7 protein-coding genes are annotated in these 12,560 nt (G+C 41.7%); 6 read left to right on the forward strand and 1 reads right to left on the reverse strand.

Annotated features, from left to right (window positions below; translation table 11 throughout):
* Positions 1-3: 3 nt before the first annotated feature.
* The 5 genes from V7K50_RS19265 to drmC all read left to right on the forward strand — a co-directional run bounded on the left by V7K50_RS19265 (position 4) and on the right by drmC (position 11,727).
* On the forward strand, positions 4-3,978 hold the full coding sequence (locus V7K50_RS19265) for an Eco57I restriction-modification methylase domain-containing protein (protein ID WP_334962746.1): 3,975 nt from the start codon (positions 4-6) through the stop codon (positions 3,976-3,978).
* A gap of 86 nt (positions 3,979-4,064) precedes the next feature.
* Positions 4,065-5,441 (forward strand): hypothetical protein, encoded by a 1,377-nt coding sequence (locus V7K50_RS19270; protein WP_334962748.1) that lies wholly within the window; start codon positions 4,065-4,067, stop codon positions 5,439-5,441.
* A 54-nt stretch (positions 5,442-5,495) separates the two neighbouring features.
* Positions 5,496-9,044: a DISARM system helicase DrmA gene (drmA, locus tag V7K50_RS19275; RefSeq protein ID WP_334962750.1), complete on the forward strand. Its 3,549-nt coding sequence runs from the start codon at positions 5,496-5,498 to the stop codon at positions 9,042-9,044.
* Positions 9,041-10,924, forward strand: a complete 1,884-nt coding sequence (locus V7K50_RS19280; RefSeq protein WP_334962752.1) for a DUF1998 domain-containing protein — start codon at positions 9,041-9,043, stop codon at positions 10,922-10,924. The genes drmA and V7K50_RS19280 overlap by 4 nt, the downstream gene beginning before the upstream one ends.
* Before the next feature lie 5 nt (positions 10,925-10,929).
* Positions 10,930-11,727: a DISARM system phospholipase D-like protein DrmC gene (gene drmC, locus V7K50_RS19285; protein ID WP_334962754.1), complete on the forward strand. Its 798-nt coding sequence runs from the start codon at positions 10,930-10,932 to the stop codon at positions 11,725-11,727.
* A gap of 41 nt (positions 11,728-11,768) precedes the next feature.
* Here the strand turns inward: drmC and V7K50_RS19290 are convergent, their stop codons facing one another.
* Positions 11,769-12,029 (reverse strand): helix-turn-helix domain-containing protein, encoded by a 261-nt coding sequence (locus V7K50_RS19290; protein ID WP_152590402.1) that lies wholly within the window; start codon positions 12,027-12,029, stop codon positions 11,769-11,771.
* 221 nt (positions 12,030-12,250) lie between these two features.
* Here V7K50_RS19290 and V7K50_RS19295 point away from each other — a divergent pair, with 221 nt between their 5' ends.
* Complete coding sequence (locus tag V7K50_RS19295; protein WP_334962756.1) at positions 12,251-12,553, forward strand: hypothetical protein; 303 nt, start codon at positions 12,251-12,253, stop codon at positions 12,551-12,553.
* Positions 12,554-12,560: the final 7 nt, after the last annotated feature.

The raw sequence follows: 12,560 nt of genomic DNA on the forward strand, positions 1-12,560 counted from the left end.
AGTATGGTTAAGGATAGAGAAATTCAAGCGCATAAGGAATGGTTGGGCTTCCTTCAGCCAGTAGGGTTGGTAGTGTCCCCAACGGCGTTAAATAATGCCCAAATGTCGGTAAATCGCAACGTTGTTGAGTTACAACAACGGTTAAGCGAAGTAGTTAGCCGAGATTCCTCTGATGACAGCACCAACTACACCTCTGTAATTTCTGACTTTCCTACTTTCACAGTTGAAATTCTTGGTTGGCAACCGACAGATTTAGTCGAAAGTCTAGAGGATTTGGCGGTATCACTACCGGAATACGGTGAGACTTTACAACCAACCTATGCCGTACCCAACCCGGATAACGGTGGTTGGCTGATGCTGGTACAGGTCATTTCCTCTGGTACTGACCTTGATAGAGTCAGCGAAAATACCAAATCTACAGGATGGCACGCCACCCCTCAAGGGAAATTTGAGCGACTGTTGCGGGAGAAGGAAATTCCTGTAGGTATTTTGTGTAATGGTACAGAATTACGTTTGGTATATGCCCCACGCGGCGAATCTTCTGGACACCTGACCTTTCCGGTACAGGCGATGTGCGAAGTATCGGGACGGCTAGTTTTAGGTGCAATGCAGATGTTGTTGGAAGAACAGCGAGTGTTCAACGCGCCAACTGACCGCCGTTTGGTAGCGTTGCTGCAAAATAGCCGTAAGTACCAAAACGAGGTTTCTACCAAGTTATCAGAACAGGTAGTTGATGCGCTGTGGGAATTACTGCGTGGTTTTCAAACTGCAAATGCAACTGCTAACGGATTCTTGCTTGATGACATTGCCAAAAAGGAACCCCAACATATCTACGGTGGCTTAATTACAGTTTTGCTGCGGTTAGTGTTTCTGCTGTATGCGGAAGATGAGGGTTTGATGCCGCAGGGTTCGATTTACACACGCAACTATTCGGTAACAGGGCTTTATGAGAGATTGCGCGAGGATGCGGGTAACTATCCTGACACGATGGAACAGCGTTATGGTGCTTGGGCATGGTTACTCAGTCTTTTTCGCTTAGTTTACGATGGCGGTTGTCATGCTGATTTATACTTGCCAGCGCGTCACGGACAGCTTTTTGACCCGGATGAGTACACATTTTTAGAAGGTCGTTCTCGCAATACTACCTATAAAGAAATGGAAATTGAACCGCCACGCATTTCTGATGGCGTAGTTCATGAGGTATTGCGAGGGTTACTCGTGCTTGATGGTGAACGCCTATCTTACCGGGCTTTAGATGTAGAGCAAATTGGATCAGTGTACTCCGCGATAATGGGTTATGAAGTAAATAATGCTACTTCAAAATCGATTGGGGTATGGAGTAAACCCAAGGGTGCGAAAACCTCTGTTACTGTCGTTGTTAGCGTCGATGAGGTTTTAAACACCAAAGCCAATGACAGGGCGAAGTATTTAAAAGAAGTTGCAGGTTGTGAAATCTCTGGTAAATCACTGACGGAGTTAAAGCAAGCGAAAACCGCAGAGGATTTAATTGCAGCTTTAGGACGGAAGATATCGCCGCAAACTCCCGCTTTACTGGCGGCTGGTTCATTGTATTTGCAACCAGGGGAAGAACGGCGACGTAGTGGTTCTCATTATACGCCCCGTGCTTTGACTGAACCGATTGTCAAAGAAACCCTCAGACCTGTTTTGGAAGCGTTGGGAGAACGTCCTACACCAGAGCAAATTTTGGGTTTAAAGGTATGCGATTTAGCTGTTGGTTCGGCTGCGTTCTTGGTGGAAGCTTGTCGTCAGTTGGCAGAAAAATTAGTGGAAGCTTGGAACCAACATGGCATGATTTCAGAAGTTCCCTCGGATGAAGAACCGTTACTTTATGCGCGGCGTTTGGTGGCGCAGCGTTGTTTGTATGGGGTAGATAAAAACCCGTTTGCGGTGAATTTGGCGAAGTTATCTTTGTGGTTGGTAACTTTAGCGAAGAAGCATCCTTTTACGTTTCTAGACCATGCGTTGAAATGTGGTGATTCGTTGGTAGGTTTAACTCGTGAGCAACTGATTAACTTTAATTGGGAAAAAGATACTACTTATGATGATAAAGAATTACCTTTATTTAATGAGCGAATAAATAAGGTTAAGTTTAACCGTGATGAAATTCAAAGCTTAGGTGATGATAATTACGAGGCGAAGCGTGATTTTTATCAGGCGACGGAGGAATTATTACATGACCCTCGGCTCAAAGGCGATTTAGTGATTGCTTCTTTCTTTGCTGCGGAGAAAGATAAAGGGAGGAAAGATGAGCGAAATGGACTATTTCAGAAATATTTTAAATATAGACGAAATCCAGATGAGAACGCAGAAGTTTTAAATGTTAGTAGAAGATTGCAGCAGGCAGATAAACCTGTGAAGCCGTTTAATTGGGAAATTGAATTTCCAGAGGTATTTGATAGAGAAAACCCAGGGTTTGATGCGATTGTTGGTAATCCACCATTTGCAGGTAAGAATACAGCGATAAATGCTCATGCTGATGGATATATGGATTGGTTGAAAGTGGTTAATCCTGAATCACATGGTAATTCTGATTTAGTTGCTCACTTTTACCGTAGGGCGTTTGCGCTTTTAAGAGAATCAGGTTGTTTTGGTTTGATTGCTACGAATACTATTGCTCAAGGCGACACTCGTAGCACTGGGTTGAGATATATCTGTGAGAATGGCGGTACTATTTACAATGCTCAAAAGCGGTTAAAGTGGCCAGGTTTAGCCGCCGTTGTTGTTAGTGTGGTTAATGTTATTAAAGGCGATTATCAAAGTGTAAAGTTATTAGATGGGCGCAAAGTTGATTTAATTTCTGCATTTTTATTTAAGTCAGGTAGTAATAAAAACCCTGCTGTTTTATTAGCAAATGCTGATAAAAGTTTTCAGGGTAACATTGTGCTGGGTATGGGTTTTACATTTGATGATTCCAACCCAGACGCTACACCTATTGCAGAAATGCACCGTTTGATTGAACAAAATCCTAAAAATCAAGAGCGAATTCTTCCTTATATTGGTGGAGAAGAGGTTAACTCTAGTCCAATCCACGCACATCATAGATATGTAATTAATTTCGCAGAGATGAGTGAATATGAAGCAAGGAATTATCCTAATTTAATGAAAATAGTTGAGGAAAAAGTAAAACCAGAACGATTAAAGCTAGGAGGAAACGCTGATGCAGAACGTCGTAAAAAAAATTGGTGGCTGTACGGAAGATATACACCTGCTTTGTTTAAAGCGATCGCACCTCTCGAACGTGTGTTAGTTCATGCTTATGTATCCAAATATATGTCTTTTGCTTTTGTCCCAGCCAACGTAATTGTTGCTGGGCCTCATTATGTTTTTGCTGTATCTAACTATTCTGCTTTTGCAACTATTCAATCTTACCCTCATGAAGTGTGGGCTAAGTTTTTTAGTGCGTCCTTAGAAGATAGGCTTCGCTACACTCCGTCCGATTGCTTTGAAACCTTCCCCTTCCCTGAAAACTGGGAAACCAACCTCACCCTAGAAGCCATAGGCAAAGAATACTACGAATACCGCGCCGCCTTAATGGTTCGCAACAACCAAGGACTCACCGACACCTACAACCGCTTCCACGACCCCGACGAATACGACCCCGAAATACTCAAACTCCGCGAACTCCACACCGCAATGGATAAAGCCGTCCTCGACGCTTACGGCTGGTCAAATATCCCCACCGACTGCGATTTTATCCTCGACTACGAAGAGGAAGAAGACACAGAAAACAGCAGTGGACGACAAAAGAAAAAACCCTGGCGTTATCGTTGGCGCGAAGAAATCCACGATGAAGTTTTAGCACGCTTGCTTGATTTAAACCAAAAACGCGCCGAAGCAGAAATCTTAGGTGGTAAAGCTGTAAATACCAGTAAGGTAAAAGGGAATACTAACAAAAGTAAAAATTTACGTAAAACAGCAGCCAAATCTGCAACTATTCCTGGTTTAACCATGATATAAATCACATTTTTTGAAGATAAATGTAATTTATTGTCCTTAAAAACTACCAAAAATTTAAGTTTACATTATTACAAAATATAATACTTATGTTAAGTGGGCAAATAACTATAGAGCTAATTGATTTTTTAGTAGATTATGGCAAGATTTTACCAATTGAAGCAGAACCTAGAAAGGCTATTATAGGTCAAATAGACCTTCCGCTATTTGGTATTTTTGGTACTTGTTATTCACAACCAAAAGAATTTGTTAAAAAACTATGTAGCCAGAAATCTTCCGCATTTTATGATACTGATACTACAGCCCATGAATTAGGGCAGTATACAGTTGATATTGTACTTTCTGCTTTAAATGTATTACCCAACATTAAAGCTTGGCAAACACCTTCTAATAGTGTTGCAGATATACATTGGAAGTGGGATGTAATTATAGAGCATGAAGATTATTTTTATCCTGCCCAAATCAAAAGTAGCGTTGATGCAATCAGAAAGTGCGAAGAACTTTTTGCAGAGAATTTATATAGCACTATCGAAGAAATTGACGACCGAAAATATACGCTAATAGATAAATATGAAAATATCATTGAACGTTGTATGGATCAATATGGTTTAACATCTACAGATGCAAAGATAGCCCAGTTTCTGAGAGAAAGAGATGATAAAATCCAAAAAATAGAAATTATAGAAGAAAATTACAAAAAAGCTGAACCACTTTATATATGGGCATATCGTGATGAAAATACTGTTAAATACTTGACTAGCGCATTTGCAAAAATTTTTGGGATTAAAGAAAATATTTATGAGATGCAAGTCCAAGCAGTAACTAATTATAAAAAACAATATAAGACAGTTAAGGACATTTTAATTGAAGAGGAAGAGAAAATAATAGGTCAACTAAAACAAGCTATCATTTTCTTAAAAGAATATAGCAAAATCAAACAAGAAAATTTATGCAGTTCTCTTAAAAAGAATACAAATAAATCAGTCGAACTAGAAGATATATTATCACACAGAATAGCCGAAAATAGTTTAGAAATAGCAGAGAGAGGATTAAAATATTCAGAAAGATTTTTAGAAAAGATAACCAATATATCTACTGCTGATCTAAATTCTATAAATAAATATAGATTAGAACTTATTAAATTTAAAATTAACAGTCAAATTAAAAGGGAGATTCAACAAGAACTACTCCGGTTTTCAATAAAAGCTGCAAGTGGAAATAGGAGACATACTAGTTCAAATATATGTAATGAGAACAAAATACACGAGGAAAACCCAAAAAAAATATGTAAGCCCGAACCTTTAGATATTGAAATTTTATCGGCAAAAATAGAAAAATTAAAATATTTTGACAATAAGAGTAACTCGCCCATGAATAATGATTTTAAAGAATCGATAGAGGAAATAATGTTGTTCTTCAAAAAAAAGCCGAAAAAATTGAAAATTTATGATTACAAACCAGAGTAACTTACTGTTTAAAGTTTAATTCTTATTGATTTAGATACATAATGTGAAAAATTTGTGACAAAAAATAACGTAACAACCAATTCAGCCGAAGTGCGATCGCACCTCATCGAAGCCTTACAACTCGACCTCATAGGCCCCACCCCTGATGATATCGACCACGCAGAAGAAATTCTCGACCAAGCACCATCAAAGTGGTATCTTACAGGCTTTCTTGTTCCACATGGTGCGCCCATCGAACAGCGTGGAGATGATACGGTTGATGATGATTTAGATCAATTACAGAAGGGTAGCGCAGGTGAAGATGAAAATGTCCCAGACAAAGCATTCGCCAAGAAAGCTTTTTTCCCTTCATCGATGGGTTTAAGTTTACTGGTTGCTGAAAATGCCAGTCAACTTAATCTCACAGTGCAATGGGGTGATTATTTCCCAATCAAAGATAATTCTGTAGCAGAATCTCAGAATGATTCTGGCGAGGAGAAAATTCATTTACCCCTGGAAATAGAAACGACAATCCCCCAAGAAGAATCAAATAACAGTTTATTGGGATGCTGGAAGCGGATTCCACGCCAAGCCCAAATCACTGTTCCTCTAATGGGCGATCGCAATCCCGAACAACTAGAATTGGGTTTAGGTTTAAGTAGTCCTAAACAATTAAAATTACCGCTTCATCAAAGCCAATCTACAAAAACTATTCCCATAGCTGATAGCAACGGTTTACAACTCGTCGTCTCCATCCGTCCTGTAACTTCCAAAGAACTTGTACCTGCGGGGACTCGTTCCGTTTCTGTATTTCTAGTCAATAATCGCCTCTCCACCTCAGATAAACAGCGCGATATTAGCTATATTTTTCAAGCTAGTTTAATCATCCATACCCCAGAAGCATTAGTACCCCGTCCCAACTTACGCGGACGAGATAATCATGATTGGGATGAAAACGTCGCTGATTTACAATACCGCGATGATTATGAATATGCGGTAGGTCATAACGTTTCTGCGATCGCACTAACCAATCCCGATGGTAGTTGTCAGGAAGTGCGTACCGCTTGGATACCAACTGCTGATGTGGAAAAGGTGATAGCCACTCAAGTAAAAAACGTTGAGTTGGGAATGGAAGCCTTAGCCGATGCACCCACACCAGAAGCATTGCAAAATGTACTGAGTCCAATGGTGGATGCTTACGCTGATTGGATTAAGGAACAACGCACGAAATGCCCTAGCGAACTCAAGCGGTTAAATATGGCCATAAGTTTGCTAAACAATGCAGAAATTGCCAACAAGCGCATCGAGGCAGGTATCAAAGCATTAAGTGATCCACAAATATTTGAAGCATTTCAAATAGGAAATCGAGCTATTGCTACGTATGTGCGTCAGCGTGCTACTCATGGTAAAAATATCACTCCTGAAAGTCTTGCACCACCTGAATGGCGACCCTTCCAGCTAGCATTTATACTGATGAACTTAGCAGGAATAGCTTATCCCGAAAATAGCGATCGTGAATTAGTCGATTTGCTATTCTTCCCCACAGGTGGCGGTAAAACCGAAGCTTACTTAGGACTCGCAGCCTTCACCCTTGTCCTACGACGGCTGCGTTATCCCGGTATCAAATCGGCTGGTTTAAGCGTCCTCATGCGCTATACCCTGCGTCTTTTGACTCTCGACCAACTCGGACGGGCGGCGACGATGATTTGCGCCTTAGAATTGGAACGTCAGAAAAACCCAGAGAAACTGGGAACTTGGCCGTTTGAAATTGGACTATGGGTGGGACAAACAGCAACACCCAACCGCATGGGTAAAAAAGGAGATAACGACGATAACAGTGCTAGAAAGCGGACTCTCGACTTCCAAAACAATAACCGCAACAACCCATCACCCATCCCATTAGAAAAGTGTCCTTGGTGCGATGCAGAATTTAAACGCAACTCATTCCAATTACTACCAAATACCGATCAACCAACAAACTTACGCGTATTTTGTGCCAATCGTCACTGTCATTTTCGTGGTGATAATCCTTTACCAATAGTCGCCGTAGACGAGCCAATATATCGTCGTTTACCTTGTTTTATTATCTCTACAGTAGATAAATTCGCCAGCCTGCCTTGGGTGGGAGAAACTGGTGCATTATTTGGACGAGTAGACCGCTACGATAATGATGGTTTTTACGGCCCTACTCAACCAGGTCGCGGGAAACCCCTTGGCGGTTATTTACCACCACCAGACTTAATTATCCAAGACGAATTACATTTAATTTCCGGCCCATTGGGAACAATGGTAGGACTATACGAAACAGCCATTGATGCTTTGTGCAGCCAAGAGATAGACGGTAAAATAATTCGTCCGAAAATAGTTGCTTCAACTGCAACAGTCCGCCGCGCCAGCAAGCAAATTCAAGCTTTATTTGGTCGCAGCCAAGTCGATATATTTCCCCCACCAGGCCCAGATAGACGTAATTCATTCTTTGCCAAAACCGTCCCCGCTACAGAGAAAAACGCCCGCACCTATGTAGGAATTACTGCTCAAGGACGCAGCTTAAAAGTAGTGTTATTGCGTAGCTATTTGGCATTATTAGGCGCAGCCCAGAAGTATTGGCTCGAACAAGGAGGGAAGAAAAATTCTAATAACCCAGCCGACCCCTACATGACGCTGTTAGGTTACTTTAATTCCCTACGTGAGCTAGGTGGTAGTCGGCGTATTGTGGAAGATGAAGTAAATTCCGGGCTTGTGCGCTACAGCCAGCGTAAGCGAGTAGGTGAAATATCAGGATTATTTGTTGGTCGTAAAATTGATGACGAACCAGAAGAATTAACTTCTCGTGTCAGCACTAGCGACGTTGCAGAGACTAAGCGGCGAATGGAATCAACCTTTGATAAAGATGAAAAGGTTGATGTTGTTTTAGCAACAAACATGATTTCCGTAGGTTTGGATATTACTCGCTTGGGTTTAATGGTAGTTCTTGGTCAACCCAAGACAGCCGCCGAATATATCCAAGCTACCAGCCGTGTGGGACGAGATGAGGAAAGACCAGGGTTAGTAGTGACCTTACTGAATATTCATCGTCCGCGCGATCGCTCTCATTATGAACGCTTTTGTGCTTGGCATTCAACATTTTATCGGGCTGTGGAAGCTACCAGCGTAACTCCCTTTTCACCTCGCGCTATTGATCGAGGTATTGCAGCCATTACCGTTGCTTTAGCACGTCTCGGACATCCTAAGATGACAGCGCCACTCCGCGCTTTCGATATTACTCAACATCGGCAAGAATTAGAGTTTGTTGTTGAAACTATTGCACAACGCGCAGAGGTTTGTAAAAACGACGAGGATGATGCAGAGGAAACACGTCACAAAGTCAAAGGACGAGTAAAAAACTTACTAGATACATGGGAAAGCATTGCTAATAGCAATGGAAAAATTAGCCTCCAATATCAGCGTGAAGTAGGCGAAGCACCACCACTAATATTTGATCCCCTCGACCCTGAATTAGAGAATCAACCCCCAGAAGTAAGAAAAAAATTCAAAGCCCAGCGAAGTTTGCGCGATGTCGAACCAACAGTCAACCTGTGGGTGATTAATCCTTATGGATATGAGGTAGAGGAGGAAGGAAAATGAGTAAATCTAATAAAAATAAACGGTCACAAGGGCAAGTGCGCCAAAGTCAGATTCTCTCTACCTTTGGGCCTGGGGCGATGGTAGACTTACCTAAACATTCCGTGTTAATTTCTGGTTTAAATCACTGGAGTGGCGACAGAAGACGCATTTTTGAAGAGCGGCTGGCGGCGAGAGTTGCTGAAATTTTACAAGTCAATTATGTCAAGCTGTATGCACCGCCAGTTCATGAACAAGACCCCAAAGCTCCTCGCACTGGGATTAATGTTTTTACTTTTCCCACTTGGTTTTTAGCTCAAGTAAAGGAAACTTGGCCTAAGGCAAATGAGCAAGGAAAATTACTACCAGGAAAAATTTACCGCACTCGCCCTCTGCTACCGTGGGGTAATTTGGTAAGGGGTGAATATCTTAATTCCGAGAAAAAATCAAAACCTGTTGTACCTGTCCGCTTCGTCCAGGCCTGCGTTAAAGGTCATATCAGCGATATTGATTGGTATCGTTTTGTACATAATGACTCTGAAAACAAGTGTCGAGGTCAGCTATGGTTGGACGAAGGTGGTTCAGGTAACGACTTCGCTGAGATTTACGTGCGTTGCGAAGCCTGTAAAAAACGCCGTCCCCTTGCTGATGCAACAGTCCGCAATGGTAAAGTTTTAGGCCCATGTCAGGGACATCGCCCTTGGCTTGGCTCATTTGCCCAGGAACCTTTCTGTATTCGTGAATCGACTGGTTTACCAGAATACAACCGCTTGTTAGTTAGGTCTGCCAGCAACGCTTATTTTTCACAAGTTCTTAGCGTTATTTCCCTGCCTGATTCAGACGCAGCTTTACAAAAAGCAGTGAATTCAGTCTACGAAGATTTTCTTAAAAACATAACAACACTCGAACAACTTGCTCTTGTTAAGAGTTTAATGTCTAAGGTATCCACAAATTTAGAAGGATTTAGCAATGAAGCTGTTTGGCAAGAAATTGAACGCCGACAAAACGGACAGGTTAACCAACATAAAAGCATTAAGCAAGTAGAAATTGAAACACTACTTTCTAGCGCCATCCAAATTGGAGAAGATGTACCAGAAGGTGACTTTCACGCTAGATCACGTACTTTAGATAATTTACAGCCTGCTTTTTCCTCCCGCATTGAACGAATTGTTTTAGTAGATCGCTTGCGTGAAGTAATTGCTCAGGTGGGTTTTACCCGCTTTGAAGCGGAAATGCCAGATATCGACGGCGAACTTGATATAAGCGTCAGGCGTGCTGCGTTGGATATTGAAACCACTTGGGTTCCAGCAATTGAGAATAAAGGTGAAGGTGTATTTATTGCTTTCCGTAAGGAAGCGATCGAAGATTGGTTAAAGCGAGAAGCCGTCAAAAAACGTGGACGAGAATTATCACGAGGATTTGATATCTGGTGTGCGCGTAAAGGTATAGACCAAGAAAAGCAAAAAGTTAACTTTCCTGCTTTGCCATATATTATGCTGCATTCTCTATCGCATTTATTAATTGTGGCTGTATCGTTAGAATGCGGCTATGCTGCCAGTTCCATCCGCGAACGTATCTACGCTGGTGATACAGGATATGGAATTCTTTTATACACAGGTTCATCTGGGTCAGAAGGGACATTAGGCGGACTAGTAGAAGTTGGCAAACGTATTGAATACCATTTGGAAGTAGCAATAGAGCAAGGAAGATTATGCTCTAATGACCCAGTATGCGCTCAACATCGACCAGATAATGAGCAAGAGGAGCGTTTTCTGCACGGTTCCGCTTGTCACGGATGCTTGCTGATTGCAGAAACATCCTGCGAACGCCGCAATGAATTTCTTGACCGTGCCTTGGTTGTCTCCACAGTTGAGGGTTTAGGAGCAGAGTTTTTCCCAGAATAAACACAATGGTTTTTTTGCAACTGAGCCGCCCAACTTTGCTTAAACTAGCAATAGCGCTAGAAAACGGCAGGCTATCCCCTCCTTTTCTGGTATCAGCAATTATTAACTACGTACCCGCAACTTTAAGCCAAACAGTAATTGATGAACTTAATCATCTAACTTCTGAAGGCGTAAAATGCAGCTATATTGCTTATACCCTACGCTTGCTAGCAGCAGAACGAAGCGCATCTCAACAAATACGCGATCGCATTGAGTTGGTATGGACTGGCCCAGAGGTAACTGGTTCTCAAAGCCGTGATACTAGCGTTGTTGTCCGCGAACTGTTTAGTAACGCGAAAAAAAGCGTTCTCATCTCCAGCTTTGCCATTGATAGAGGTGAGAAAGCACGGAAATTATTCCAGGTACTTGCAGAACGCATGGATGCTAACCCGGAACTATATGTACAGATGTTTCTTAACATCCAACGCCCTCATAACAGCGAAGTAGCAGAGTCAATTTTATTGAGAGAATTTGCAGATACCTTCCGCCGCGATATCTGGACAGGAAACAGATTACCAGAAGTCTTTTATGATTCGCGATCGCTAGCAGTGAATGTTAAGCAAAAATCATCTCTCCACGCCAAGAGCATTATTGTAGATGAAGAATCTGTGCTGATTACATCAGCCAACTTTACAGAAGCCGCCCACGAACGCAATATTGAAGCAGGTGTGTTACTTACTGACTCAGCGACAGCCCAAGCGTTGCGGTTACAGTTTGACACTTTGGTATCCCATAAAATCCTGCTTCCCATTCCTGGGATTTAATTGTTTAGCGATCGCCTACGTGATTTGTAAATCCATCACGCTCAAACTATATCAACCTGAGAAACAACATTCCCTTCACTTTCATCCGATAAATATTCCAACAGTTCCCCTGGTTGACAATTCAACGCTTTACAAATGCCATTCAATCGTTCTGGTGCTAATCTTGGCATTTCGTCAACCTTACGCAATCTATAAACTGAGTTTTCAGTTATACCTAGTATCTTAGCTAAATCCTTATTCTTAATCCGCTTTCGCGCCATCACTTCATTTAATTTCCAACGAATCACTTGATTCTCAGACATAGACTACATCACCAGTTTAGTCGCTGCTAGATGTAGATTTATCTACTCGTCAGTAATCTAGATTACAAGTAGATATATAACATTCTAAGTTTTATTAATCTACGCTTGACGTAATCCTACGCGTCACGTAGATTAAGCTGTAGACAAAAATAAAAGCGATCGCCACTCCGGGAAGAGGCTGCGATCGCTTTTTGTAAAACCCCATCAGTGAGGTTATTCACATGATTACACAAGAGGCATTTGATGACCAAACTTTGATGTCATCAGAGTTTGAAGACTACGTTGACCAGCTAATTGACCCACCAGCACCAGAAATAGAAATTGATTCTGTGACCGATGATTTTGGAGAGCTGTATCGAGTTTGGAACAGTTCACAACTGTTAGGTACTTTTTATCAAAATCTGGAGGGTAAATGGATAGCGCAGCCTTGTAATAGAGATGAAAGACCTTGTTGTGAAACTTCTTTGCAAGCGCAGTTGTTGATCATAGCTGTCAATGGCTTATTAGTAGCAGATGTAGCGTAAGCCCTTA

Source organism: Nostoc sp. (assembly GCF_036917135.1).
GTDB lineage: Bacteria > Cyanobacteriota > Cyanobacteriia > Cyanobacteriales > Nostocaceae > Nostoc.

What these genes read in the sequence shown, in the direction of transcription:
- V7K50_RS19290 (WP_152590402.1), bottom strand. Translation starts at nt 12,029, where the DNA reads ATGTCTGAGAATCAAGTGATTCGTTGGAAATTAAATGAAGTGATGGCG.
- V7K50_RS19265 (WP_334962746.1), top strand. Translation starts at nt 4, where the DNA reads ATGGTTAAGGATAGAGAAATTCAAGCGCATAAGGAATGGTTGGGCTTC.
- drmC (WP_334962754.1), top strand. Translation starts at nt 10,930, where the DNA reads ATGGTTTTTTTGCAACTGAGCCGCCCAACTTTGCTTAAACTAGCAATA.
- V7K50_RS19280 (WP_334962752.1), top strand. Translation starts at nt 9,041, where the DNA reads ATGAGTAAATCTAATAAAAATAAACGGTCACAAGGGCAAGTGCGCCAA.
- V7K50_RS19295 (WP_334962756.1), top strand. Translation starts at nt 12,251, where the DNA reads ATGATTACACAAGAGGCATTTGATGACCAAACTTTGATGTCATCAGAG.
- V7K50_RS19270 (WP_334962748.1), top strand. Translation starts at nt 4,065, where the DNA reads ATGTTAAGTGGGCAAATAACTATAGAGCTAATTGATTTTTTAGTAGAT.